We start from the raw sequence: 24,291 nt of genomic DNA, 5'->3' as shown, positions 1-24,291 counted from the left end.
TTTCACCGGATCCTTCTTACCGACATCGGTCTACTCAGGCAAAACGGTCACGACCAGCGAGTCGGTCACACTTTGCCGCCGGACATCGGGCCAAATCCGTTCCAGCGGGCGATCACCGGGAGTCATCGGATGCGCGTCCGCAACCGCGGCAGGGACGTACCAATCACCGTGCTGTACCTCGTTATTGACCATGACGACAAATTGATCGCTGCCGTCGTCGAACGGATGGACCTGCAACGTACGACCCCTTCATACCGACACAAGATGAGAGTGAGCTGTGCGCGGCACGGGTGGCCTTGCCAGAGCTGTGGATTGAGCCGCTTAGGCTCGGCACGTACGTCGAGACGGCCGCCGGGCCGGTGACGACGAATGCGAGCGCGGTCGTGGGACTGGACCTCGTGAGGTGATCTGCACCGAAGCCGTCCTTGACCTACCTTGGATCGCACAATTAACTACGACGTCAAAAGCGCTACAGGCGTTCCACTTTCGGCCCGTGTTGCCGTTGGCGGACCAGCGCACCCGATTTGGGCTGGCCATGCGGTTGGCCAAGGCGTGATCCACGGCCGACGGTTACCCGCATCTTTGTCATTGAAACATGCGAAATTCGTTCTGGCAAAACGGATTGCAGAGGGTTAGCTATTGTACGCACGTCCCTACGCTCTTCGTGCCCCCGAGGCGACGAGCCGGCCGGCTAACCGCTGTGCTTAACGGGCGAGAAAGCGACCGCGGCGGGGCTCCGACGAGCGCGGCGGCGCCCAGGGCCCGCTTTGCTAGACACCGCACGAGACCGCCGCGCGATCCCGGCGCGCGCCGCGTCGGCAGTCCAGCCACCGCACACCGCCACGAATAGCCGAGACACCCAATGAATTCATCTCGGGGCCCCTTCCGGCTCCCCGGAAATGGCTCATTGTCCCGGTCTTGAATTGACGACTACGACAATGCCTACATTGGCCGCATCGGCCGCCGCCGGCGTGCCATCCCATGGGCGACTGCGGTCGCAGTCGCGCGTCGCACAGTAGCCGAAGCATCGCCGAGCTTCCGTCGTGGCTTTCGTCGACGTCTCCACGCCCGTGCCACACCGATCGCTGACCTTGGACCCCGCGCCGCCGCCGGTGTGAGTCAGGTCACGCAGTGTGTCCGAAACCAATTGCACACGATGCCAATTCGCGCGTCCAGAATCCAGGCGAGCACAACGCGTCCGCCGGCGCGCCGCAGCAAGGGTCGGACTGCCGGCAGCCTTCGCCCGCGCCGGGCGCGGGTAAAGTCGCGGCCATGTGGGGGTCAGTGCTGGGTCTGGGCATCCTGGCGGCGCTCAATCCGATCCGGCTCGGACTCGCCCTCCTGATGATCTCGCGCCCCCGCCCCGGCCCGAGCCTGCTGGCCTACTGGGCCGGCGGTCTCACGGTCTGCGTGCCCGAGCTCTTGCTGCCGCTGGCAGTGCTCAACTTCACATCACTGTTCGGGTCGACCGGGCACCGGTCGGCGTCGCGGGGCAGCGGCTCCACGCTCGGGCATATCCAGATCGGCCTCGGTGTGGTGGGGCTGTTGATCGCCGCCGCGGTGGCGGTGCGCCTGGTGCAGCGTCGACGCGCGCCCGTTGCGGTGACCGGCGGCGCGGACCCGGCGCCCACCGCGATCCCCATCCCCCGACTGCTGACCCGCGCCGCGGACGCCGACGGCGGTGACGGGGCCGGGTCGCCGCTGCGCCGCCTGCTGCGGCGCATCCGCGCCGCGTGGGATGACGGTTCCTCGTGGGTCGCCTGGGTGATCGGGATGATCTCCGTGCCGGTCGACGGCGTGCTGTTCATCGTCGCGATCATCGCGGCCTCGGGCGCGTCCCTGGCGGCGCAGGCCGGGGCCGCGCTCGCGTTCATCGCGCTGATGTACGCGGTCGTCGAGGTCATCCTCGTCGGCTACCTGGCGAGGCCGGCGAAGACCCATGCGCTGCTGCAGGTGCTGCACGACTGGGTGCGCGCCCACCACCTACAGATTCTGCTGGTCATGTTCGCGGTGGTCGGCGTCTCGCAGCTGGCCGAGGGCCTGGGCGGCCGGTAGGGATGCGGCGCCTGGCCGTGGTGGCCGGGCGGCCCACGCCAACACCGTCAAAATTGTTCGGCGGGTTAGCCGTTGGGCTGCGCAGCGCTGATGGACACCAATTCGCTCAGGCCACTGATGGTGAACGTGGACATCAACAGCGGGTGGGCGATGAGCTGGATGTGGTCGGCGCGCAAGAACAACGCGTTGATGGCGGCGCTGTCGAGGTACTCGACCGCACTGAGGTCGACGACCAGCGGTTCGCCGGTGCCGACCGCCGCGGCGCTCGCGGAGGCCAGCGCGTTGTTGAACGCGTCGATGTTGCTCAGGTCGATCTCCCCCGCCGCGACCAGGACGAGTTCCCCGGTGTTGCGGCGCGCGGTGTCCAGGGTGAGCGTCGTGGCCATCAGCTGATCCTCGCGGATAGGTGGACGGTGGTTCCGTCGGTGTCGGGGTCGATGGTGACGTCCTGCATGAGCCCGCGCATCAGCGCGATGCCGCGGCCGCGGTGCTGGCTGGTGGCCGGCTGCGGCGGCTTCCAGGAACCGGTGTCGCTGATGGTCAGCTCCACGTGGTCGACCAGGAGCGTGCCGCGCAGGCAGATCATGCCCTCCGGATGGTTGCGGTGCCCGTGTTCGATCGCGTTGGCGACGGCCTCCCCCGCGGCGACGAGCACGTTCATCGTCTCGTCCGGGCTGATCCGGGCGCGGGTCAGCCAGCTGCGCAGCGCCGAGCGCGCCGGCGCGAGATGGCTGACGTCCGCGGGGAACTCCAGCTCCAGCGGGGCCGGGTGGCGGTAGAGCAAGAGGACGACGTCGTCTTGGTAGCCGCCGTCGGGCGCAAGGCCGGACATGATCTGGTCGGCCAGCTGGTCCAGCCGGGAGGCGCGGCCTTCCTGCACGAACTCGGTGGCTCGCGAGATGCCCTGCTCGAGGGCGCTGCGCCGGCGTTCGACCAGGCCGTCGGTGTAGAACAGCAACGTCGAGCGCGGCGGCATGATGACGCGGGCTTCCGGGCGCGGCCAGTCGGCCCGCACCCCGAGCGCGATGGTGTGGCCCTCGTCGAGCTTGCGGGTGGCGCCGTCGGCGTGCACGAGGATGGGCGGCGGGTGGCCCGCGCTGGAGTACACCAGTTCACCGGTTTCGGGGTTGAGCACCGCACACACCGCGGTGGTGCACTGGGCGCCCGGCAGCCGCGCCGCGAAACGGTCCATGCCCGCCAACGCTGCTCCCGGACTGGGGTTTTCGAACAGCAGCGCGCGACAGGCGCTGCGCACCTGGCCCATCACGGTCGCGGCGGCCAGCCCGTGACCGACGCAGTCACCGACCACCATCGCGATGCGCCCGTCCTCGAGGTCGACGACGTCGTACCAGTCGCCGCCCACCTGCAGGGGCCGGCTCGCGGCCTGGTAACGCACCGCGAACCCGTTGGGCAGCTCGGCGGGCCCGAGGATGGCGTGCTGCAACGCCAGGGCGGTCTCGCGCTGCTGGTCCACCTGATGGACCCGCTGCAGACCCTGCCCGAGCCGCCCCGCCAGCACCGTCAGCAGCGTCTGGTCCTCGAGGGTGAAGGGGCGCTGCTCGGCGAGGTCGATCAAGACGACCAGCACCCCCTCGGGGTGTTGCAAGGCGATGCCCGCCGTCCCCGGCCGCGTCGCGTTCGGCGTGAGCAGGTCCCCGTCGCGCAGCACGCCCAGCACCCGCTGCGTTTCCGCCGACAGGTCGGCCCATTGGGCGAACTCCCCCACGGATACGACTTGCGGTGCTCCGTAGGAGTTTTCGCTCGACGAGCTGCGGGTCGGGAAGGTCACGGCCAGCACGCGCCGCGCCCGCCACAGGCGGCGTAATTCCTCGGCCGCGGCGCGCAACGCGTCGTCGAGGGTATCGGCCTGTGCGAGTTGCTGGTTGAGGGCGTGCTCACGGCTGGCCGCCAGCGCGAGGGCGAGCGCGGCGTGCCGGGCGAAGTCGCTGACCAACTCGAGGTAGTCGTCCCCGAATGGCGGTTGGAGCGGGTGGCGCGCGACGGCGATGACGCCGAGCACCCGCTCATCGGCGATCAGCGGCATGACGATCGCCGAGCGCTCGCCGACGTCGGTGAAGCCCTCGATCGGGTACTGGAACGAGTCGGTGATCAACGGCAGGCCGCGGCGCGCGACGCCGCCGGTGGTCGAACCGTCCATGGGCACCTCGCGGCCGATGACCTCGGAGCTGTAGCGGCCCGCGGTAGCGGCCACCACCAGGGTGTCGACGTGGTTGGCGGGCAGGTCCGATTCCCGCGGCACCAGCAGGATGGCCTGCTCGGCGTCGGCCAGGTCGAGCGCTCGGTTGACGATCAGTTGCAACGGCCCGGTCTGCGGGGCGCCGGAGAGCAGCGCGGTGGTGATCTCGCGGCTGGCCTTGGTCCACTTGGCCGCTTCGCGTTCCCGCTCGAACAGCCGCGCGTTGTCGATGGCGGCCGCCGCCGCCGTCGCCATCGCCCTGACCGCGGCCTCCTGGATGTCGGAGAAGATTCGGCCGGGCCGGTCGTCGGCGAGATACAGGCTGCCGAAGTCGGCCGCCCGCACGGTGATCGGGATGCCGAGCAGCGCCCGGAACGGTGCGCCGTGCGACACGAGGTCGGCGACCTGCGGATGCTCGGTGACGTCGTTGAACCGGACGCCCTCGCCGACGGGCAGCGCGCCCAGGCGGCGCGCGGTGTCGTCGTCGATGCCCACGTGCGCGAACGAGACCAGGCTGCCGTCGGCCGCGCGGATGCCCAACGCGCCGTAGCGGGCGCCGGTGAGCTCCAGGGCCGCGTCGACGATGCGGTGCAGCGTCACGTCCAGGTCCAGGTCCGAGCCGATTTGGACGATCACCCGGACCAGCTGCTCCATTTGGTCGCGCGCAGCGACCAGCTCGTCGAGCTGCTCGTGCACCCGGCTCACCTGGTCACGCCGGCCCTGCCAGGTGAAGGCGGAGTCGCCCCCGTCGTCGGCCATAGATACAAACCTAATCGTTGATACTCGGGCTGAGTGCGTCGGCCGGCATGGCGCCGCTGGCCGCAGGTTGAACCAAACGGTACCGCGATGCAGGTGCGGCGCGGTCCGCACCCCGAGCCACGGCCGAGCGATCGGCGTGAAATCCAGCGGGAGTCGGCCGCCGAATCACCTCGTCACGACGCTGCGGCGTACCTGCGCACCATGTCGTCCTCGCCGAATGTGCTGGTTCGCTGTTGGCCGTTGGCGTCTTGGCTGAAGAACGTCCACAACCGGGTGCCCGCCTGCGGACTGCTGATCATCTTGACCGTGAGGCGTGCCCCGGTGGGGCGCCGCGTCCCGATGACATCGCCGACTCGGATCTTCGACGGATGGATCTCTGACGCGTCGGACCAGCTGTCGATTGCCATGTTGTCCACCCTGTCTGTTGACGCCACCCTACGCTGCGAACCACCTGGCGCATGGACCGATGCTGTTGGCGTAACGTGGTGGGTGAGCCTTTTCGTTGTCGACTTCGTTGTCGACGGTGGGCGCACCGCAGGCGCGCGAACCATGACCACACGGCAACGCGATTCCTCCGCACGCTGCGCGTCCGCGCGGCGAGCGCCTCAACCGAAGGAATCGCCCGTGCAGCCCGCCCGCATTTCCCGCTCCCGACACGTTGCCGGGCGATGACCATTCCCCTGCGCGGTTGGCATCCGGCCAACCCTGTGCGGTTCTCCCTCGCCCGCGAGTTGGGCGGCGACATCGACGGCGCCTGGTGGCCCCGCGCCGACCGCATCGCCAACGAACTGCCGGGGCTCATCGCCGGTTTGACTCCTCGCCTCGGCGAGATCTCCGCGATCAGCGTCAACTGGTCGCCGCTGCAGCGACCGCCCGACTTCAATTGGCCCGGGTGGGAGCAACGCCCGCAACATGTGATGACCTTCGACGGCTCAGCGGAGCGGGTGAACCTGCTCGTCGTTTCCTACGCGACCCATAGCGGGCTGGCACTGATGGTGCTGCGGTGCGCCGCGGGCCTGCACGTCGAAGCCGCCGACCGAACCAAGGCCGTGTACCTGACCGCCGACTCGATCCTGCACGTCGCACGGCGGCAGCGTTCCCGTGCACGGGAGTCCGGCGCCGCGCAGTAGCGCCGGCGCGCCCTCGCCAAGGTCGAGCCCGCCGCCGTCGCCCGCGTTCGGCGCCTAGGCTGGATGCCGCGGGTGCTCGGGATCCCAGCGTTCTGGCTCGGAATCTTCGATGGTGCCGCCGCGGGTACACCTTTCGATCGAGGGGAATGGCGATGGGTAAGCATTCAGAGTCAGACGAGGACGAGCCCAAGGGTGGTCGCCCCGGCCCCGCGGATCACGGCCGCGAAGGTGGAATGGCGACCCGCGAGAACGCGCCGGAACTGACCGAGCCGGATCGCGAGGACTGAAAGGGCACGAGCAATGGCGGCTCACGAGGCGAGCTTCGCCGCACGCGGGTAGCAACGATGTCTCCGTCACGACGAAAATAGAGAGATGCCATCTGAACAGGCGCCGCCTCCGCCGAAGTCGGCGCCGGGCTGGTACCCCGACCCCGCGGGCGTGGGCCACGGTCTGCAGCGGTATTTCGACGGCACCAGCTGGACCAGCGAGTGGGCCTTTTCCACCGATCCCCCGAAGAAGGGCGTTCCCGGCAAGGCGGCGTTGGCCCTGGCCGTGCTCGGCGTGCTCGTGCTGCTCGTCATCGTCGGTCGAAGCTGGGGCTTCAACGACAAGAAGGACGACCAGATGCCGTCGTCGGTCGGTCCCAGCGCGGCCGCGCCGGCGACGCCCACCGAGGCGGCACCCCCGACGCCGGCCGGCCCCAAGAAGCCGGACGGGGTCACCTTCACGGCCGCGCCCGGCCCGAACGGCGATGTGGTCGACGCCCGGTTCGCCATCCGCGACAACTACACCGAGCAGCTGATCAGGGACGGCGCCCGGACGGACACCATCGACATCCTCAAGTACGCGCGGGCGACCTATCCCGACGCGTCCGCCGTCAACGTGCAGGGCACCTTCCCCATGACCGACCCGTACGGCAACACCTCGACGCAGGTGGCGATCGACCTCACCTATTCGCGGGCGACGCTCGACAAGATCAACTTCGACGGCATCAGCAAGGCCAGCATCTGGGAGATCCGCGATTCCGGCACGGTGTTGCCGGCCTTCCAGCCGTAGGCTTGCGGCCGTGCCGTCCGATCCCCCGCCCTCCCGGCCTGCTCCCAAGCCGCCGCGCGTGACGGCCGAGGACTTGGAGAGGTTCGGCGACGAGGACCAGATGCGCGCGGCGTCGGACGAGGGCCGCCTTCACGACGAGCGGCCGCCGCACCATTAGCTAGCTGGGTTGTGGCTGCCCTCGTTCAAACCGCCACCACGGGGCCTGAGCTGGGCTTACTATTCGCCCAGGGGCTACCGATTCGAGGGACCATGGACCGCATCCGTCGTCTGACCACCAGCACTCTGTCCGCCGGCGCGCTGATGGTCGCGGCCGCCGGTTTCGCCTCCGCGCCAACGGCATTGGCCGACCCGATCTGCGGGACGCCGGGAACACCGCCCTGTGCGGGCCCCAGCCCGTTGACACCCGAGCAACAGTGCGCGTTCATCGCGTGGCGGTCGATGATGCCGTGCAATTGGCTCGGGATGCAGGTGCCCGCCGGCACTCCAGGGAGTTGGGACAACCCGCCGGCGCCGCCACCCCCACCGCCCCAGCCCTGACGCCGGTTCGTTTCGGGGGTAATACGCTCGGGCGGTGAACCGTGCGGACCGGTTGTACGCGATCGTCGAGGAACTGCGGGCGGTGTCGCCACGGCCGCGAACAGCCGCCTGGCTCGCCAAGCGGTTCGAGATCAGCACTCGCACCATCGAGCGTGACCTGACGGCGCTGCGCGAGTCGGGTGTCGCGATCCGCGGCGGCGTGGGCCGCGCCGGCGGTTATTTCCTGGACCGCGATCGCACGCTGCCGCCGGTGACGCTCACCGCGACCGAGGCGTTGGCGATCAGTGTGGCGTTGCGCTCGGTCACCGATTCGCCGTTCGCGGCGTCGGCACGCGTCGCTGCGCACAAGGTTCTCGCGGTGCTGCCCGCTGACGTGCGCCGTCGCGAGGAGTCGCTGGCGGCGCGCGTGCACACGGTCGGCGAGGAGTCGCCACGGGTTCGGGTCGCGATCAACGACGCCGTGGCGCAGGCGATCGCGGCGGATCGGGTCTTGCACCTCGACTACGAGAGCCGCGACGGCGCCCGCACATGCCGCGACGTCGAACCGCTGGGCCTGCTGTGGGCCCCGGCCGGGGGGGTCTGGTCGGCTGGTGCCGGCTACGCGCCGGTGTGCGAGGCTTTCGGCTCGACCGGATCGTCGGGGCGAGGCTGACCGATGAGCACGCCCCGGTGCGCGAGGTGGAATTCGGCGCGGAGCTCGACCGGATCGGGGCGGCGCCGCTGCACGGCTGACCGTCGGGAGAATGTGACCTCAAACACCGACACGACGTTGTCGCCAACGGTTGCCACAGTGATGGGCATGGATATCGCAGAAGCAACCGAACTGGCCACGAGCTGGTGCCGCATGTGGAACGAAAAGCCCGCGCTGGCTTACGAGTTGATGACCGACGACTGCGTGCAGTGGTTCGCCAACGCCCCGGACCTCGATTCCGTCATCGGCCCGGCTCAACAGGAAGCGTTCGTCACCGCGTATCGAGGCCGCCAAGTGAACGTCTTCGTCCCGCGCCTGTATGTGGTCGACGGCGACGCATTCGCCTACCTGTGGGACGTCACGTTCCCCGATGCGACCGTGTTGACCGGGATCGACGTTAACGTGATGCAGGGCAAGCGCATTAGGGAAAACTGGACGTTCCTGGGTCCGCGTCGGGATGCGCCGGACCCGCCGCCCGGTGACCTCCTGGACCGAGAGAAGCTGACCACCTTGGCGTCGCGGTGGGCTGCGGCGATGGGTTACGTCGTGCATCGGCGACTGATCGTCGACGAGTCATGCGGTCGAATCGCGCTGTTGCGCAACACTTCCGACGGTGCAGGTGGCGTGGATCTGCTGGCCGTCCGCGACGGCGACGTGCACCCGATCTGGTCGGTCACCGGCGCGCGGGCGTTCCGCTATTGAGAGTTGCTGCTTCCGCGATTTGCCAGGTGAATGACCCAAGTGCGCGGATTCGTCGTCATCGCCAGCGCCGCGCGACGAGTACTGGTTCCAGGGTGACACACCGCCCGTGCTGCTGGCTGCCACCGTGCGCGCTGTCAAAGCGAGTGAGGAATAGGATCAAAACATAGACACCGTCTTCGACCTCGATAGCGACAGCCCGCCACGCGTTTCCCCGAGCCTGTGGCGATGACTCGTGGCGACGAGGCGCAGCTTGCTCACCGCGGCGGCCGCTGGCGTGCTGGTCCTGGCCGTGGCCGGCCTTTCGGTGTGGCTGTACCTGAGGCCGAGTCCGAAGCCTGATTGCGCGGTCGTCAACGACATGCTCAAGTACTCGAGAGCCGAGAGCGCGCGGATGCGCGATCTCATCCCAACCGGCGTCGAGGACCCGCAGAAGCTCGTGGATGCGTACCAGACTCGCGTAATCCGCCTGCGCCAATACGCTGACCAGATCCACGATTCTGGTTTGCGCGAAAAGGCCTACGCTGTGATCAATCTCGATGAAGGAATGCTCGCCGTGTGGCGCCAGACCATTTCGGGACAGTCACAGAACGGATCGGGCGACAGCTCGGCAGCGAGCCAGGACTTCCAGCGCGCCTACATTGACTACGCCGCTCAGACCCACAAAGCCGGCCAAGCCCTCCAAGCGGCGTGCCCCGCATGATGACCGCGGTTTCCGACGTTGGCGTCGGCGTTGTGATCGGTCGATTGGCGGCACCGAACGAGCGCGGCTTTCTCAACGACTTCTCAGCGGCCCGTTTCTACGCTGTCGTGCATATGCGCACACTCGCCCCCCATTCGCACGAGGCCGCTGTCAGCGGGCATCACCGCGCGGATACAACGTCAAGGCTTGAGGTGACCACTGAGCTTCGGACCACTGGGCGGCAGCGCCGGCGACACCTGACCGAAGGTGAATCGTTAACCGTCAGAGGCGGTTGCGGGCTGGTCGTTGTTTCCGTGGTTACGCAGAACTAGAGCACAGCTGATGCGCATGGAGGGTCTTCGGCTCGAGCAGGTCACAGTGACCCGCGGCTCGGCTACGCTCCTGGCGGAGGTGAGTGCCAGCATTCCTGCAGGCCGGTGCACCGCGGTGACGGGTGCCAGCGGAGCCGGAAAATCGACACTGCTCCGACTGATGAACCGGCTCATCGAACCCACGGCCGGACGCGTGACGCTCGGCGGTGTGCCCATCGCCGAGATGGACGTCCTGGCGTTGCGGCGGCGTATTGGCCTGGTGGCGCAAGCCGCGGTGTTGTTGACCCACCGAGTGCTCGACGAGGTCCGCGTCGGACGTCCCGACTTGCCTGAGGCAGGTGCGGTCGAATTGCTCGAGCGCGTGGGGCTGGCACCGGAATTCGCCGAGCGCGCAACCGCGGAACTCTCCGGTGGGGAGGCGCAACGGGTCTGTCTCGCGCGGGCGCTGGCGGTTGAGCCGGACATCCTGCTGCTCGACGAGCCGACGTCGGCGCTCGACGACGCCTCAACCCGAATCATTGCCGCGCTGATACGCAACCAAGTCTGCGCGGGCGGAACCGTGGTGCTGGTCAGCCATGACCACTCGCTCATCGAGAGCGTCGCCGCGCACATCCTGGTCTTGACCGAAGGTCGCCTTGACACTCACCACTGCCCCGACGATCTGGATCTGTGTACGACCTCATGATCGAGACGCCAACCGGTGGCGACTAGTCGCAGGAGGCGCCCTTTGCGAAGTGGCGGCCGAGGACCGCTGGCTGGCAACGCCGTAGAGAATCCGGAAATGGTCGAGGGAACGATGGGAAGGAGCGAGCGCGATGGTATGGCAAGGGGTCTTAGCGAAGGCGGCACCCACCGTGGTCACCGGGGTGGTCGGAGCGGTGGCCTACGAAGGGTTACGCAAGGTGGCGGCGAAGAACCCGCTACGCGCGGCATCCGTTTCCGTGACGGCTTGGGGTCTGCGCGTTGCGCGCGAGGCCGAGGTAAGCGCCGCGCGGGCGCGACTAGCGGTCGCCGACGTCGTCGCCGAGGCCGCGGAGCGCATCGATAACCAAAGTTCACCGACGGCGGCTCAACCGGAATTCAGGCTCGCGGAGGCTGCCGATGCAGAGCACTGAACCTCGCCTCAGACCGACGGTTGTCTCCGCTGCGGCGGGGCGGATGCGGGTGCAGGCCATGGGATTTCAGCACGATTCGGCCTGGCCGCAAGCATCGAGGAGATGGTCGCCACGGTGACCGGTGTGCGTGCGGTGCGCGCATATCCGCGTACCGCATCTGTAGTGATCTGGTACGCGCCCCGAGAATGCGATACCGAGGCCGTTCTGTCAGCGATTGCCAGGGCCCAGAACGTTCCGGGCGGCTCGCATGCTTCACGCGCTGGTTCTGCTCGCGTTCAGAACGGCGTGGTGAACAAGATCCTCGGCGGGCTTACGCACACGCTATTGAATCCACAGCGCGGCGCGACAGAGGCGCCGCCGGAGATCCAGAGGCTACGTGCGGCGCTGGACCGTCTCGGCTATGACGTCGCGCTACCCGGCGGCCCCCGGCGGCTTGATAACGAGGTCAAGCGCTGCGCACTCCGACCCCGCCGGCGGTGGACCTGGGTGGCTCTGCCGCTTGGGCTGGTAGCGGTCAAAGTGACCGGTGTGGGCCTTCATTCGATGAAACTGTGGGCGGCGGGGGTGAGTCGTCAGCCGGGTGGATCTCGTCGCCTGCGATTTCGGCGGCCCGCGTCCGCCCTTGTCGTGCTGGCCACTTCGGCGCCGGCCGTCCCGACCTGGGGCGGCGTGGTCGTATCGCTGCTGTTGGTCACGGTCGCCGGAACTATCGCCTATCGGCGGCGGCTGGGTCTGACGCGGGAGATCGTCGTCGCTGCCGCCCGCGCCGCGGTGCAGCTGGTCGCAGCCGGCGCACTTCTTCGGGTCTTGTTTCAGCAGACGCGGCTGCTCGGCGCGGCCGGATGGGTGACGGGGATGGTGGTGATCGCCGGGCAGGTCGCCGGCCGCCGCGCTCCGGAACTGCCCCAGGCCAGGGTCGCCGCCACTAGCGGCGTCGCCACCAGCACAGCCTTCACCCTCGGGACGCTGTTGGCCGGACGGGTCATCGCCGCCGAGACGCGCGTGATTGTTCCGGTTGGCGGCATGATTGTCTCGTCGGCCATGCTGGCGGCGGGAAGCGCGTTGGGGCGGCTCGACCAAGAAATTCACCACTCGCAGCCAGCCATCGAAGCCCGTCTATCCCTAGGCCAATCCGGGCGACAGGCGATCCTGCCCTACCAACGCTCCGCCCTGCGCACCGTGTTGATTCCCGCCATCGACTCGACGAAGGTCGTTGGGCTGATCAGCTTGCCCGGGGCCATGACCGGACTGATCCTGGCAGGCATCAATCCGCTGACCGCGATCCGCTATCAAATCGTGGTGATGTACATGCAGCTCGCCGCCAGCGCGCTGGCAGCGCTCGTAGCGACCCGCGTCGCAGAAGAGTCACTCTTCGACGACGCGCAACGCCTGATTCAAATAAACCCGCCCGACGACCGCTGACCGGCCGGGAACGTCGGTGGTGTTCATCGCCGCGAGTTGTCGCCAAACTTGGCGAGCTGCATGTGCGAGTGGCGAAGCGCGCCTTCCCAAGTGGCGACCGGAGTCCGTGGCTCGGTGCGGCCTATTCCCGTTGCCGCCCTGCGTCGTCGAACAGCAGATGCTGACGTCCGCCCAAACGTAATCTCGCTCCATGCAGGAGTCATTGGCGTGGCACGGCATCCTGGACCAGTCCTTAGTAGATGGTCCGGTGGTTCAATCGTGGAACCGTCTGGCCGATGCGGCGAAGGTCGGTGACTGGTCGACGGTCCTCAACATGCTCGACGAGCCCAGCCACCCGCCCAACACGAACCATCAGGTCGACGCGAACCAATGGCGGCCCGGCGGCAAATCCCTATTCACGGTTCTGCATCAAGCGGCCTGGCATGGAGCACCGACGGACGTCGTCTCCGAGCTGATCGAACGCGGCGCGCTGCGATCGCTGAAAGAAGCACACGGACGTACCGCGTACGACATCGCAGTGGAGCACGATCACCCCGACGATCTCCGTCAGCTTCTGCTTCCGCCTCCATCACCGCTGACAACCGCACGCATCCGCGCACTCGACACAAACCTGGCTCAGGTCATTGATGGCCGCGTACAGGAGCTTTACCCCGACCGCGACCTCCGAAAGATTCTGCGCTATCCCTCTGTGGAGGTCTTTCATGAAGCCCCCGACCAGCGGGTCTGGTTCGCGATACCGGGGATGTACGGAGGCTTCGACATGAGATTGCGCCAGGGATACGTCGAAACGCTGAGTTGGTGCCGCGTCGCCGGTGGATCAGGACAAGCCCATGTCATCACGCACGAGGGCGCGATACTCGTGGATGAAGGGTTCGTATGACCAATGGGGCGCGCTCGACGTCGCTGTCCACGTTGTCTTGTCGGGCTGACAGGATTTGAACCTGCGACCACTTGACCCCCAGTCAAGTGCGCTACCAAACTGCGCCACAGCCCGCAGCCGCCAGCATCACCGGCAGCAGGTCGAAAGCCTACCGCATGCGCGCGAGGCCGCTTCACCTCCGCGGCCCCGGCTCCGCATCTGGCATGTCGGGTGCCCGCCTCACAGCGACAACCGCGGCGGACGGGCAGCGACGGGTGGCACCGGCACGCGTTGTCGCTATGAGGCGGGCACTTCGGTCCTGTCCTGGCAGAGAGGCGGCCGGGGGCCGGGGGCAGGCGCCCAGGGCCCGGGAAAGAGGCGCCCGGGGGCCGGGGAGACAGACGCCCACACGCCGGGGAGACAGACATACGACCGGCCCCCGGGAAGACGCCGGCCCCGCAAGGCACACCCGATTCAGCGCCGCCGCGCCCCGCGCTTCTCCCGCACCCGTACGTTGATCCGGATCGGCGACCCCTCGAAGCCGAACGCCTCGCGCAGCCGTCGCTCCAGGAACCGCCGATACCCGGCCTCCAGGAACCCGGTGGTGAACAACACGAACGTCGGCGGGCGGGCGGTGGCCTGCGTGGCGAACAGGATGCGCGGCTGCTTGCCGCCCCGCACCGGCGGCGGCGTCGCCGCCACCACCTCCTTGAGCCAGGCGTTCAGCGGCCCGGTCGCGATCCGGGCGTCCCACGACGCCAGCGCGGTCTCCATGGCCGGCACCAGCTTCTGCACGGCGCGGCCGGTCTTGGCGGAGATGTTGACCCGCGGCGCCCAGCGCAGCTGCACCAGCTCGCGGTCGATCTCGCGCTCCAGCAGCTCGCGCCGGTCCTCGTCGACCAGGTCCCACTTGTTGAACGCCAACACCAGCGCCCGCCCGGCCTCGATGACCATGGTCAGCACCCGCTGGTCCTGTTCGGTCAGCGGCTGCGAGCCGTCGATCAGCACCACCACCACCTCGGCCGCGTCGATGGCCGAGTGGGTGCGCACCGAGGCGTAGAACTCGTGCCCGCTGGCCTGCCCCACCTTGCGCCGCAGGCCCGCGGTGTCGACGAACCGCCACACCCGGTCCCCCAGCTCGATCAGCGAGTCCACCGGGTCCACCGTCGTCCCGGCGACGTCGTGCACCACCGAACGCTGGTCCCCCGCAAGCTTGTTCAGCAGCGAGCTCTTGCCGACATTGGGCTTGCCGACCAGCGCCACCCGCCGCGGACCGCCCGGCGCGGGCGCCACCTCGGAGACCTCCGGCAGCGCGGCCAGCACCTCGTCGAGCAGATCGGCCACGCCGCGGCCGTGCATCGCGCTGATGGCGTGCGGCTCCCCCAGCCCCAGCGACCACAGCGCCGCGGCGTCGGCCTCCGCCTTATCGTTGTCGACCTTGTTGGCGGCCAGGAAGACCGGCTTGCCCGACCGCAACAGAATCCGCGCGGCGGCCTCGTCGGCCGACGTCGCACCGACAGTCGCGTCGACCACTAGGATCACCGCGTCGGCCGTGCGCATGGCCACCGACGCCTGTTCGGCCACCAACTGCTGCAGGCCCTTCGCGTCGGGTTCCCAGCCGCCGGTGTCCTGCACCATGAACCGGCGCCCGGTCCACAGCGCCTCGTAGGACACCCGGTCGCGCGTCACCCCGGGAACGTCCTGCACCACCGCCTCGCGCCGGCCCAGGATCCGGTTCACCAACGTCGACTTGCCGACGTTGGGCCGGCCCACCACGGCCACCACCGGCGCGGGCCCCGCCTCCGGCAGCTCGTCGCCGCCGGATTCGCCGTACTCCCAGTCGCTTTCGTCGCTCCAGGTGCCGTCCTGGCTCACCGCATCGCTCCGCTTCGTTGCTGCACCAGCTCGACCGCGTGGGCGATCACCTGCTGCTCGGTCATCTCGCTGGTGTCGACCACGACCGCGTCGTCGGCGGCGCGCAGCGGCGACACCGCCCGGGTGGAGTCCAGGTGGTCGCGGCGGCGGACATCGGCCAGCACGGCCTCGTAGTCGTCGGCCAACCCCGCCGCCACGTTCTGGTCGTTGCGGCGCCGGGCGCGGGTCTCGGCCGACGCGGTCAAAAAGATCTTCACGGGGGCGTCGGGCAACACGACGGTGCCGATGTCGCGGCCCTCGACGACGACGGTGCCCGGCCCCTCGGCCATCGACCGCTGCAGCCCGACGAGCCGGGTGCGCACCGCGGGAACCGACGACACCGCAGAGACGGCCCGGGTGACATCGTCACCGCGGATCTCGGCCGAAACATCCTCACCCTCAAGCAAATACCGGTCTCCGGTCGGGTCGTAGTCGACCGACATCCGCGCCGCCGACCCGATCCGCCCGACGGCCTCAGCGTCCGCCGGGTCGGCCCCCGCCCGCAACACCGCCAGCGTCACCATCCGGTACATCGCCCCGGTGTCGAGGTACCGGGCGCCCAGCTCGGCGGCCAATCCCCTTGACACGGAAGACTTTCCGGTACCGGCGGGCCCGTCGATGGCGATCACCACGTCGTCGCTCACAGTCCCACCGCCTTGTACAGCTGGCCGACCTCGCCCTGGCTCAGGGCCCGCAGGCTGCCCGGGCGCTGCTTGCCCAGCGCCACCGGCCCGATGTCGGTGCGCACCAACGCCTCCACGGGAAAGCCCGCCGCCGCCAACAGCCGCCGCACGATGCGGTTACGCCCCTCGTGCAAGGTCACCCGCACCAGCGTCTTGCCCGGAATCGCGTCCACGAGCGCGAAGTCGTCGACCCGGGCCAGCCCGTCGTCCAATTCGATTCCGGCGCGCAGCTTTTTGCCGACCCCGCGCGGGACCGTGCCGGTCACCGTCGCCAGGTACGTCTTGGCCACCTCGTGCGACGGGTGCATCAGCCGGTGCGCCAGCTCACCGTCGTTGGTCAACAGGATCAACCCCTCGGTGTCGGCGTCCAACCGCCCGACGTGGAACAGGTTCTTGGTGCCGCGAACCCGCCGCTCGACCAGGTCGCCGATGCACGGCCGCCCCCGGTCGTCGGACATCGTGGAGTGCATGCCGCGTGGCTTGTTCAGCGCCAGGTAGACCAGTGACTCGTCGAGCGCCACCCGGGCGCCGTCGACGCGGATCACCGCGACGTCCGGGTCGACGCGGGTGCCCAGCTCGGTCACCACCTGCCCGTCGACCTCCACGCGGCCGTCGATGATCATCTTCTCGGCGGCACGTCGCGAGGCAATCCCGGCTTGGGACAACACCTTCTGCAGCCGCACGCCCTGCGCTTCGTCGACCATCAATCCCGATCCACGTCGAAGGTCGGCGCGTCGTCGGACGCCCGACCGCGGGACAGCTTGACGAAACGCGGTTCGCTGTCCAGGGATTCGCTGAGGTCTTCGATCGTGTCGACGTCGGGCAGCAGCGGCGCGATGTCGGGCAGATCGGCCAGCGACGTCAATCCCAAGCGCTCCAGGAACAATTCGGTGGTGGCGAAGGTGACCGCCCCGGTGTCGTCGTCGACCCCCGCCTCGGTGATCAACCCGCGGGCGAGCAGCGTGCGCATCACGGCGTCCACGTTGACGCCGCGCACGGCGCTCACCCGAGCGCGGGTGACCGGCTGGCGGTAGGCGACCACGGCCAGCGTCTCGAGCGCGGCCCGGGTGAGCTTGGAGCGCGCGCCGTCCAGCAACAGCTTCTCGACGTACGGCGCGAACCGCGCGCGGGTGTACAGGCGCCAGCCCTCGCCCGTCTGCCGCAGGTCGATGCCGCTGTCGCGGCCCGCGAGTTCCTCGGCCATCTGCTGCAGCCGGGCCGCGATGCGGTACACCGGCTGCCCGGTGACCGCGCCCAGCGTCTCGACGCCGACCGGGGTGTCCACGACCAGCAGCAGCGCCTCCAGCACCGACCCGAGCTCCTCGGCGTCCATGGGCGCCGCCTCGGCGATGTCGGGGATGCCGGCGAGATCCGAGTCGAGATCGACGTCGGACAGCTCTTCACTCATCTATTCGTCCCGCACTTCTACCAAGGCTTCGCTCATCGGACGCTCACCGGTCCACGAAATCTGGAGCACGCCCAGCGGCTCCGACTGGTCGAATGCTACCGCCCGCGAGCGATACAGTTCGAGCAGCGCCAGGAACCGGCCGACCACCTCCATGGGTGCGCCGCAGTCGGCGACCAGCTCGGAGAACGTGGCCCACTGGCCGCTGCCCCGCGCTTCGAGGAACTCGAGCAGCTTGCGGGCCTGCTCGGGCACCGACACCGCGACCTCGTGCAGGTGCCCCAGGCCGACGGTGGGCGCGGGCCGCGGACTGAACGCGATCGCGGCGATCTGGGCGAACCGTTCGGCGTCGACGCCCAGCATCACCTCGGGCAGCAGCTCGGTGAACCGGTCCTCCAGCGACACCGCGCGCGGGTAACTGCGCAGCGCGGTCGCCTCCAGCTCGGCGAACATCTCCGCGACGTGCTTGAACGCCCGGTACTGCAGCAGCCGCGCGAAGAGCAGGTCGCGCACCTCCAGCAGCGCCAGGTCCTCCTCGTCGTCGACCTGCCCGGCGGGTAGCAGCCGGGCGGCCTTGAGGTCCAGCAGCGTGGCCGCGACCACCAGAAACGCGGTCGTCTCCTCCAGGTCCAGCCGGGCGCCGATCTCGCGGGTGTAGGCGATGAAGTCGTCGGTGACCTGGTGTAGCGCGACCTCGGTGACGTCGAGCCGATGCGCGAAGATCAGCTGCAGCAGCAGGTCGAACGGCCCCTCGAAATTGGTGAGGCGGACCTGAAAGCCGGTCTGGGGAGGCGCCTCGCCGGCGGCTGAGCCGCCCGTCACGCGCCGAAACGGTCGATGAACTCGCGCGCCAGTGCGCGGTAGGCGGCGGCGCCGGCCGACTTCGGCGCCCAGGTGGTGATCGGCTCGCCGGCCACGCTGGTCTCCGGAAATCGGACCGTCCGGGTAATGACCGTGTCGAAGACCAGGTCGCCGAAGCGTTCCACGACGCGGGCCATCACCTCGCGGGCGTTGACCGTGCGCGGGTCGTACCGGGTGAGCAGGATGCCGCTGATCTCCAGCTTGGGGTTGAGGCGGTCGCGGACCTTGTCCACGGTGTCGGTCAACAGCGCCAGGCCGCGCAACGAGAAGAACTCGCACTCGGTGGGGATCACCACGCCGTCGGCGCAGGCCAGGCCGTTGACCGTGAGCAGCCCCAGTGACGGCTGGCAGTCGATCAGCACGTAGTCGTAGCGGTCCAGCACCGGGTGCAGCGCCCGGCCCAGCGTCTGCTCGCGCCCCACCTCGTTGACCAGCTGGATCTCCGCGGCCGACAGGTCGATGTTGCTGGGCACCAGGTCCATGTAGCGGACTCGGCTCTGGATCAGCACGTCATCGATCGACACGCGCGGCTCCACCAGCACGTTGTGGATCGTCTTTTCCAGCTCGTAGTGCGGGACGCCGAGACCCGCGGACAGCGCGCCCTGCGGATCCATGTCCACCAGCAGCACCCGGCGCCCGTATTCGGCGAGCGCGGCGCCGAGGTTGATCGTCGAGGTGGTCTTCCCGACCCCGCCCTTCTGGTTGCACATCGCGACGACTTTGGCCGGGCCGTGCGAGGTGCGCGGCTGCGGCTCGGGGATCGCCCGAGGCGGCCGCCCGGTCAGCCCGAGCTCGACGCCGCTGTCCGGCTGATCGGTCATGGCGGGGGTGTTCGGAAGGTGAACATCGCAGGAAAGTCTAACGGGTCGACGCGACGAAACCGGGCGACCCGCAGGCAATCGACCAGCTGATATGCGCACAAAAAGCCTTTTCGACGCAGTTTCCGGCAGAGCTTTCACACCCGTCACAACAGCACCAGTCGCGGCTGCCGGCGGCCGGCTGGTGAGGCCTAGGGTTGGGCCTATGGATCTCAAGCGACGGGTTCCCCTGCTGCGGTGGTCGTTCTGGCGGATGGCCCTCGGCTCGCGCAACATCACCACGACCGGCCAGATCGGCGACGGCCGCGAGGCCGCCGCGGTCGACTACGTCCTGCGTCACGCCCGGCCGGGTGACGTCGACGACACCCTCGCCACCATCGACAAGTTCGCCTACGAGGAGTCGCTGCTGATCAACGTCGGCGACGAGAAGGGGCAGATCTTGGACGCGGCCGTGCGCCGCGCCGATCCGCGTCTCGCGCTGGAGCTGGGCACCTACTGCGGCTACGGCGCGCTGCGCATCGCCCGGGCCGCACCGGACGCACAGGTGGTGTCGGTCGAGCTCGCCGAGGCCAACGCGGCCAACGCCCGCCAGATCTGGGCGCACGCCGGCGTCGCCGATCGGGTGACCTGCGTGGTGGGCACCATCGGCGACGGCGGCCGGACCCTCGACGAGCTGGCTACCAATCACGGCTTCGCTTCCGGCGCACTGGATTTCGTGTTCCTCGACCACGATAAGGACGCCTATCTGGACGACCTGTCGAGCATCCTGGCGCGGGGTTGGCTGCATCCGGGGTCGCTGGTCGTCGCCGACAACGTCCGGGTGCCCGGGGCGCCGAAGTATCGCGAATACATGCGCCGCCAGCAGGGCACGTCATGGAACACCGTCGAGCACAAGGCGCACCTGGAATACCAGTCGCTGGTCTCCGACCTGGTGCTGGAGTCGGAATACCTAGGCTGAGCGGCCCATCGCACCGCCCGGCGACGTCTACTGCGCGCGGGGGTGCGCCCCGGCCCACACCTCGCGCAGCGCGTGCACCGTCACCATGGTGTAGATCTGCGTGGTGGTCACCGAGGCGTGGCCCAGCAATTCCTGCACGACACGCACGTCGGCCCCGCCCTCGAGCAGGTGGGTGGCGAAGGAGTGTCGCAGCATGTGCGGCGAGACCCCGGAGGTAATGCCGGCGCGGTCGGCGGCGTCCTGCAACACCTGCCACGCGCTCTGCCGCGACAACCGCCCGCCGCGCGCGTTGAGGAAGATCGCGGGCGTGCCCCGGCCGCGGCGGGCCAGCTCGGTGCGGCCGCGCACCAGGTAGGCGTCCAGCGCGTGCACCGCCGGGCGCCCGACGGGCACCAGCCGCTGCTTGCCGCCCTTGCCTTGCAGCAGCACGGATCTGGCCTGCGTGTCGACGTCGTCGACGTCGAGGCCGACGGCCTCGGAGATCCGGGCGCCCGTGGAGTACAGCAGCTCCAGCAGCGCGCGGTTGCGCAGGGTCAGCGGCCCGTCGGCGGGGCTCTCGCCGCCGGCCGCCTCCAGCAGGGCCAACACCTGGTCGAGGGTCAGGCTTTTCGGCAGCCGACGCCCCGGCGTCGGCGGCCGGACCCCCCGCGCCACGTCGAGCTCGGCCAGCCCTTCGGCCGCCGCGAACCGATGCAAACCGCGCACCGCGATCAGTGCCCGCGCCGCCGACACCGCAGACAGGGCCGCGACGCCGGTGTCCGGGTCGCCCCGCCGCAGCGCCACCAGGAAGTCGCTGACGTCGTTCTCGCCCACCTTGGCCAGGTCGTAAATGCCGCGATCCACCAGGTGCTTGCTATAGCGCCGCAAGTCGCGGCGGTAGGAGCTCAGGGTGTTGGCCGCCACGCCCCGCTCGATGGTCAGGTGGTCGAGGTAGCCCTGGAGTTGGTGGTCCAGCTCCACCGTCGTCACTGCGCGGCCTTGCGGGCGCCGAACCGGGTGGGCTTGTCCCGCCAGACGGTGTCCACCGGACGGGGTTGCGCGACGCCGGTCTGCACGGCGTGGGCGGCCAGAATGCCCGACACCGCAAGGGAATTGACGACCTCACCCGCGAACACCATGCGCACCGCCTCGTCGAGGCGCACCCAGCGCAGCGTCATGTCGGCTTCTTCGTCGTGCGCGGCGGGACGGTCCACCTCCGTCAGGTCGGTGGCCAGGTAGATGCGCACCGACTCGTCGCTGCAACCCGGGGCGGTGTCGAGGTCGACGAGCACCTGCCAGGTGCGTGCCCGCAGCCCGACCTCCTCTTCGAGCTCGCGCGCCGCGGTCAGGTGCGCCGGCTCGCCGCCCACGTCGAGCAGGCCGGCGGGCAGCTCCCACAGGCGCCGGCCCAGCGCGTGGCGGTATTGGTAGACCATCGGGATCTCGCCGTCGTCGTTGCGGGCGACCACGCCCACGGCGCCGAAGTGCTCGAGCACCTCGCGGGTGGCGACGTTCCCGCCGGGCATCCGGACCCTATCGCGGCGCAACGCGAAAATGGCTCCGGTGTAGAGCGTTTCGGACGCCGTCGTCTCGAAGACGTGATCAGCCACGGGCCGCGGGCTCGGATAGCTGCCGCTGCGCGTTGTCTCGATGCGGGGTGCCGTTGGACGCGTGCTCGGCGAATTCGACCGGCAGCAGCTCGCCCGACTGGTAGTCCAGGGCCGCACCGATGAACGCGGCGAACAGCGGGTGCGGGCGGGTGGGCCGGCTCTTGAGCTCCGGGTGCGCCTGGGTGCCGACGATGAATGGGTGCACCTCGGGCGGATATTCGACGAACTCCACCAGGTGACCGTCGGGCGAGGTGCCCGAGAAGCGCAGGCCGCTCTCGGCGATCTTGTCGCGATAGCTGTTGTTGACCTCGTAGCGGTGCCGGTGCCGCTCGGACACCTCGGTGGCCTGATACGCCTTGGCCACAAGGGAATCCGGCTCGAGCACCGCGGGATAGGCGCCCAACCGCATGGTGCCGCCCAGGTCGGCCTCCCCGGCCACGATGTGCTCCTGGTCGGCCATCGTGGAGATGACAGGGTCGGGGGTGTCCGGTTCGAACTCCGCGGAGTTGGCCTCGGTGAGCCCCACCGAGCGCGCGGCCTCGATCACGATGCACTGCAGGCCCAGGCACAGCCCCAGCACCGGTAGCCCGCGGGCGCGGGCGTGCCGGATGGCGCCGATCTTGCCCTCGATGCCGCGAATGCCGAACCCGCCGGGAATCAGCACGCCGTGCACGTCGCCCAGCGCGGCGGCCGCGCCGGCGGTTGTCCCGCAGTCGTCGGAGGCCACCCACACCATCTCGACCTTGGCGTGGTGCGAGAAGCCGCCGGCGCGCAGCGCCTCGGTGACCGACAGGTACGCGTCGGACAGCTCAACGTACTTGCCCACCAACGCGATTCGGACCGTCTCGTGCGGCTCGTGCACGCGGCGCAGCAGGTCGTCCCACTCGGTCCAGTCGACGTCGCGGAACGGCAGGTTCAACCGGCGCACCACGTACGCGTCCAGCTCCTCGCGGTGCAACACCTTCGGGATGTCGTAGATGGACGGCGCGTCCGGCGTGGAGATGACGCCGTCGATGTCGACGTCACACATCAGCGCGATCTTGTCCTTCAGCGCCTCGGGAACGTTGCGGTCGCTGCGCAGGATCAGCGCGTCGGGCGTGATACCGATGCTGCGCAGCGCGGCCACCGAGTGCTGCGTGGGTTTGGTCTTGAGCTCGCCCGAGGGCGCCAGGTAGGGCACCAGCGACACGTGCAGGAAGAAGACGTTCTCCCGGCCCAGGTCGTGGCGGACCTGCCGCGCGGCCTCCAGGAACGGTTGGGATTCGATATCGCCGACGGTGCCACCGATCTCGGTGATGACGACGTCGGGGCGGTGACCGTCGGCGTCCGGCTCGGCCATCGCCACGATGCGCCGCTTGATCTCGTCGGTGATGTGCGGGATGACCTGGACGGTGTCGCCGAGGTACTCGCCGCGGCGCTCCTTCGCGATGACCGTCGAATACACCTGTCCGGTAGTGACATTCGCCGAGCCGGACAGGTCGCGGTCCAGGAACCGCTCGTAATGGCCGACGTCGAGGTCGGTTTCGGCGCCGTCCTCGGTGACGAACACCTCCCCGTGCTGGAACGGGTTCATGGTGCCCGGGTCGACGTTGAGGTACGGGTCCAATTTCTGCATCGTGACATGCAACCCGCGGGCGGTCAGGAGCTGACCGAGGCTGCTCGCCGTGAGCCCCTTGCCCAGCGAGGACGCGACGCCGCCGCTGACGAAGAGGTGCTTGGTAGCGGATTGCGGGTGCTTGCGCACTGGCGACCTCCGTGAAGACGGGCAGGGCGTCGATTCATCTAGCGAATAACTAGTTGGGCCTGCCGACCCACGGAAACCCACCCTAACATCAGCGGCGCCAAGCCGCGGCGAACACGCCCGCTACGGCACGGTTATTGGGCGACTGTGAGCGAGGCGGCACCGTGGCCGGTGCCGTATTGCCCCACGTGACCGCCGTTGAGCAGGTCGTGCAGCCCCAGCACCGCGGTGATGCGTCCCGGCGCGGCGTCGACGTCGTCGACCGTGCTGACCGCGGAGTTCGTCGAGGCCAACTCGGCGGAGAAATTGCTGACCGTGGTGAACTCGTCGATCCTGCCCGCCGGGCAGCAGTTGAGCACCAAGCTCGTCGACCAGGGTTCGCAGGCCGGTGACCTGTTGGGCATCGCCCTGCTGGCCAACCCGAATCCGGCGGTGCCGCCCGTGGACGACACGCAGCGGGCCACCGTGCTCGCGGCGCTGCGCGACACCGGGTTCATCACCTATCAGCCGACCGAGCACCTGGGGCCGGCCAACGCCGCGCTCGTCGTCACCGGCGGCGCGCTGGCCCCGGACGCCGGCAACCAGGGCGCCAGCGTGGCGCGTTTCACCGCGGCGCTGGCGCCGCACGGCTCGGGGGTCCTGCTCGCCGGGCGGGACGGCTCGTCGACCGGCGGCGCCGCCGTGGCGGTCGCCCGGGCGGACGCCGGCATCAACTCCGCGGTCAGCACGGTCGACGACGTCGACGCCGCGCCGGGACGCATCACCGCGGTGCTGGGGCTGCACGACCT

Annotated in this window: 26 protein-coding genes, 1 tRNA gene and 2 pseudogenes; 14 read left to right on the top strand and 15 right to left on the bottom strand. The window is 69.2% G+C overall.

Going from position 1 to position 24,291, the window contains the following annotated elements; translation table 11 throughout:
* Nucleotides 1-30 precede the first annotated feature (30 nt).
* Nucleotides 31-237: an MbtH family NRPS accessory protein gene (locus tag A5700_RS16110; protein WP_068074479.1), complete on the bottom strand. Its 207-nt coding sequence runs from the start codon at nt 235-237 to the stop codon at nt 31-33.
* Nucleotides 238-1,272: 1,035 nt separating this feature from the next.
* Here A5700_RS16110 and A5700_RS16105 point away from each other — a divergent pair.
* Entirely contained in the window at nt 1,273-2,055 is a 783-nt protein-coding gene (locus A5700_RS16105) for a GAP family protein (protein ID WP_068074482.1), read from the top strand.
* A gap of 65 nt (nt 2,056-2,120) precedes the next feature.
* Here the strand turns inward: A5700_RS16105 and A5700_RS16100 are convergent, their stop codons facing one another.
* The 3 genes from A5700_RS16100 to A5700_RS16090 form a co-directional block, all read right to left on the bottom strand.
* The gene (locus A5700_RS16100) at nt 2,121-2,441 is read right to left on the bottom strand and encodes an STAS domain-containing protein (protein ID WP_068074485.1); all 321 of its coding nucleotides are present in this window, start codon (nt 2,439-2,441) and stop codon (nt 2,121-2,123) included.
* Nucleotides 2,441-5,011 (bottom strand): SpoIIE family protein phosphatase, encoded by a 2,571-nt coding sequence (locus A5700_RS16095; RefSeq protein ID WP_068074488.1) that lies wholly within the window; start codon nt 5,009-5,011, stop codon nt 2,441-2,443. The genes A5700_RS16100 and A5700_RS16095 overlap by 1 nt, the downstream gene beginning before the upstream one ends.
* 173 nt (nt 5,012-5,184) lie before the next feature.
* Nucleotides 5,185-5,418, bottom strand: a complete 234-nt coding sequence (locus tag A5700_RS16090) for a hypothetical protein (RefSeq protein WP_068074534.1) — start codon at nt 5,416-5,418, stop codon at nt 5,185-5,187.
* A gap of 261 nt (nt 5,419-5,679) precedes the next feature.
* Between A5700_RS16090 and A5700_RS16085 the strand changes: the two genes are divergently transcribed.
* From A5700_RS16085 to A5700_RS16050, 11 genes are all read left to right on the top strand, one after another.
* Entirely contained in the window at nt 5,680-6,141 is a 462-nt protein-coding gene (locus A5700_RS16085) for a DUF5994 family protein (protein ID WP_068074491.1), read from the top strand.
* 372 nt (nt 6,142-6,513) lie between these two features.
* Nucleotides 6,514-7,197: a DUF2510 domain-containing protein gene (locus tag A5700_RS16080; RefSeq protein ID WP_068074494.1), complete on the top strand. Its 684-nt coding sequence runs from the start codon at nt 6,514-6,516 to the stop codon at nt 7,195-7,197.
* Between the two features lie 249 nt (nt 7,198-7,446).
* Nucleotides 7,447-7,734, top strand: coding sequence for a hypothetical protein (locus A5700_RS25445; protein ID WP_082960663.1), 288 nt, complete (start codon nt 7,447-7,449; stop codon nt 7,732-7,734).
* Nucleotides 7,735-7,768: 34 nt separating this feature from the next.
* Nucleotides 7,769-8,386, top strand: a complete 618-nt coding sequence (locus A5700_RS16075; protein ID WP_197502949.1) for a YafY family protein — start codon at nt 7,769-7,771, stop codon at nt 8,384-8,386.
* A complete protein-coding gene (locus A5700_RS27435) occupies nt 8,344-8,466 on the top strand; it encodes a hypothetical protein (protein ID WP_369828275.1) in 123 nt (40 codons plus the stop codon). Before A5700_RS16075 ends, A5700_RS27435 begins: the two co-directional genes overlap by 43 nt.
* 67 nt (nt 8,467-8,533) lie before the next feature.
* Complete coding sequence (locus A5700_RS16070; protein ID WP_068074538.1) at nt 8,534-9,127, top strand: hypothetical protein; 594 nt, start codon at nt 8,534-8,536, stop codon at nt 9,125-9,127.
* A 250-nt stretch (nt 9,128-9,377) separates the two neighbouring features.
* Complete coding sequence (locus tag A5700_RS16065; RefSeq protein ID WP_231973926.1) at nt 9,378-9,827, top strand: hypothetical protein; 450 nt, start codon at nt 9,378-9,380, stop codon at nt 9,825-9,827.
* A 321-nt stretch (nt 9,828-10,148) separates the two neighbouring features.
* Complete coding sequence (locus tag A5700_RS16060) at nt 10,149-10,823, top strand: ATP-binding cassette domain-containing protein (protein WP_082960665.1); 675 nt, start codon at nt 10,149-10,151, stop codon at nt 10,821-10,823.
* A 130-nt stretch (nt 10,824-10,953) separates the two neighbouring features.
* Nucleotides 10,954-11,253 carry a DUF1490 family protein gene (locus A5700_RS25440; RefSeq protein WP_082960666.1) on the top strand — a complete coding sequence of 100 codons (300 nt, stop codon included), beginning with the start codon at nt 10,954-10,956 and terminating at the stop codon, nt 11,251-11,253.
* A 102-nt stretch (nt 11,254-11,355) separates the two neighbouring features.
* Nucleotides 11,356-12,675 (top strand): ABC transporter permease, encoded by a 1,320-nt coding sequence (locus tag A5700_RS16055; protein WP_231973927.1) that lies wholly within the window; start codon nt 11,356-11,358, stop codon nt 12,673-12,675.
* A 190-nt stretch (nt 12,676-12,865) separates the two neighbouring features.
* Nucleotides 12,866-13,555 (top strand): ankyrin repeat domain-containing protein, encoded by a 690-nt coding sequence (locus A5700_RS16050; protein WP_068074497.1) that lies wholly within the window; start codon nt 12,866-12,868, stop codon nt 13,553-13,555.
* Nucleotides 13,556-13,595: 40 nt separating this feature from the next.
* On the opposite strand, the gene A5700_RS16045 is transcribed toward A5700_RS16050, so the two are convergent.
* The 7 genes from A5700_RS16045 to A5700_RS16015 form a co-directional block, all read right to left on the bottom strand.
* Nucleotides 13,596-13,669 (bottom strand) — tRNA-Pro (locus tag A5700_RS16045).
* A gap of 339 nt (nt 13,670-14,008) precedes the next feature.
* Entirely contained in the window at nt 14,009-15,409 is a 1,401-nt protein-coding gene (gene der / locus A5700_RS16040) for a ribosome biogenesis GTPase Der (protein WP_068074500.1), read from the bottom strand.
* Entirely contained in the window at nt 15,406-16,092 is a 687-nt protein-coding gene (cmk, locus tag A5700_RS16035) for a (d)CMP kinase (RefSeq protein ID WP_068074504.1), read from the bottom strand. The genes der and cmk overlap by 4 nt, the downstream gene beginning before the upstream one ends.
* Nucleotides 16,089-16,835, bottom strand: coding sequence for a pseudouridine synthase (locus A5700_RS16030; RefSeq protein ID WP_068074507.1), 747 nt, complete (start codon nt 16,833-16,835; stop codon nt 16,089-16,091). Before A5700_RS16030 ends, cmk begins: the two co-directional genes overlap by 4 nt.
* Nucleotides 16,835-17,539 (bottom strand): SMC-Scp complex subunit ScpB, encoded by a 705-nt coding sequence (gene scpB, locus A5700_RS16025; protein WP_068074510.1) that lies wholly within the window; start codon nt 17,537-17,539, stop codon nt 16,835-16,837. The genes A5700_RS16030 and scpB overlap by 1 nt, the downstream gene beginning before the upstream one ends.
* Nucleotides 17,540-18,358 carry a segregation/condensation protein A gene (locus A5700_RS16020; RefSeq protein ID WP_068074513.1) on the bottom strand — a complete coding sequence of 273 codons (819 nt, stop codon included), beginning with the start codon at nt 18,356-18,358 and terminating at the stop codon, nt 17,540-17,542.
* A complete protein-coding gene (locus tag A5700_RS16015) occupies nt 18,355-19,218 on the bottom strand; it encodes a ParA family protein (protein WP_068074518.1) in 864 nt (287 codons plus the stop codon). Before A5700_RS16015 ends, A5700_RS16020 begins: the two co-directional genes overlap by 4 nt.
* A 202-nt stretch (nt 19,219-19,420) precedes the next feature.
* On the opposite strand from A5700_RS16015, the gene A5700_RS16010 reads away from it, so the two are divergent.
* The gene (locus A5700_RS16010; protein ID WP_068074521.1) at nt 19,421-20,173 is read left to right on the top strand and encodes an O-methyltransferase; all 753 of its coding nucleotides are present in this window, start codon (nt 19,421-19,423) and stop codon (nt 20,171-20,173) included.
* Nucleotides 20,174-20,200: 27 nt separating this feature from the next.
* On the opposite strand, the gene xerD is transcribed toward A5700_RS16010, so the two are convergent.
* The 4 genes and pseudogenes from xerD to A5700_RS25435 form a co-directional block, all read right to left on the bottom strand.
* Complete coding sequence (gene xerD, locus A5700_RS16005) at nt 20,201-21,142, bottom strand: site-specific tyrosine recombinase XerD (RefSeq protein WP_068074525.1); 942 nt, start codon at nt 21,140-21,142, stop codon at nt 20,201-20,203.
* A complete protein-coding gene (locus A5700_RS16000) occupies nt 21,139-21,762 on the bottom strand; it encodes an NUDIX hydrolase (protein WP_068074528.1) in 624 nt (207 codons plus the stop codon). The genes xerD and A5700_RS16000 overlap by 4 nt, the downstream gene beginning before the upstream one ends.
* On the bottom strand, nt 21,755-23,506 hold the full coding sequence (locus A5700_RS15995) for a CTP synthase (RefSeq protein WP_068074531.1): 1,752 nt from the start codon (nt 23,504-23,506) through the stop codon (nt 21,755-21,757). The genes A5700_RS16000 and A5700_RS15995 overlap by 8 nt, the downstream gene beginning before the upstream one ends.
* A gap of 131 nt (nt 23,507-23,637) precedes the next feature.
* Nucleotides 23,638-23,775: pseudogene (locus tag A5700_RS25435) on the bottom strand (copper transporter); the annotation flags it as partial.
* On the opposite strand from A5700_RS25435, the pseudogene A5700_RS15990 reads away from it, so the two are divergent.
* Nucleotides 23,771-24,291 (top strand): annotated as a pseudogene (locus A5700_RS15990) (copper transporter); the annotation flags it as partial. The pseudogenes A5700_RS25435 and A5700_RS15990 overlap by 5 nt on opposite strands.

Origin of the sequence: Mycobacterium sp. E1214, assembly GCF_001666755.1 — a bacterium.
GTDB lineage: Bacteria > Actinomycetota > Actinomycetes > Mycobacteriales > Mycobacteriaceae > Mycobacterium.
The sequence above is the reverse complement of the archived record's forward strand: the minus strand, read 5'-3'. Positions and strand labels throughout refer to the sequence as shown.

Coding starts and splice junctions, on each gene's coding strand:
- A5700_RS16105 (WP_068074482.1), top strand. CDS start 1,273: ATGTGGGGGTCAGTGCTGGGTCTGGGCATCCTGGCGGCGCTCAATCCG.
- A5700_RS16100 (WP_068074485.1), bottom strand. CDS start 2,441: ATGGCCACGACGCTCACCCTGGACACCGCGCGCCGCAACACCGGGGAA.
- A5700_RS16095 (WP_068074488.1), bottom strand. CDS start 5,011: ATGGCCGACGACGGGGGCGACTCCGCCTTCACCTGGCAGGGCCGGCGT.
- A5700_RS16090 (WP_068074534.1), bottom strand. CDS start 5,418: ATGGCAATCGACAGCTGGTCCGACGCGTCAGAGATCCATCCGTCGAAG.
- A5700_RS16085 (WP_068074491.1), top strand. CDS start 5,680: ATGACCATTCCCCTGCGCGGTTGGCATCCGGCCAACCCTGTGCGGTTC.
- A5700_RS16080 (WP_068074494.1), top strand. CDS start 6,514: ATGCCATCTGAACAGGCGCCGCCTCCGCCGAAGTCGGCGCCGGGCTGG.
- A5700_RS25445 (WP_082960663.1), top strand. CDS start 7,447: ATGGACCGCATCCGTCGTCTGACCACCAGCACTCTGTCCGCCGGCGCG.
- A5700_RS16070 (WP_068074538.1), top strand. CDS start 8,534: ATGGATATCGCAGAAGCAACCGAACTGGCCACGAGCTGGTGCCGCATG.
- A5700_RS16060 (WP_082960665.1), top strand. CDS start 10,149: ATGCGCATGGAGGGTCTTCGGCTCGAGCAGGTCACAGTGACCCGCGGC.
- A5700_RS25440 (WP_082960666.1), top strand. CDS start 10,954: ATGGTATGGCAAGGGGTCTTAGCGAAGGCGGCACCCACCGTGGTCACC.
- A5700_RS16055 (WP_231973927.1), top strand. CDS start 11,356: ATGGTCGCCACGGTGACCGGTGTGCGTGCGGTGCGCGCATATCCGCGT.
- A5700_RS16050 (WP_068074497.1), top strand. CDS start 12,866: ATGCAGGAGTCATTGGCGTGGCACGGCATCCTGGACCAGTCCTTAGTA.
- A5700_RS16030 (WP_068074507.1), bottom strand. CDS start 16,835: ATGGTCGACGAAGCGCAGGGCGTGCGGCTGCAGAAGGTGTTGTCCCAA.
- scpB (WP_068074510.1), bottom strand. CDS start 17,539: ATGAGTGAAGAGCTGTCCGACGTCGATCTCGACTCGGATCTCGCCGGC.
- A5700_RS16015 (WP_068074518.1), bottom strand. CDS start 19,218: ATGACCGATCAGCCGGACAGCGGCGTCGAGCTCGGGCTGACCGGGCGG.
- A5700_RS16010 (WP_068074521.1), top strand. CDS start 19,421: ATGGATCTCAAGCGACGGGTTCCCCTGCTGCGGTGGTCGTTCTGGCGG.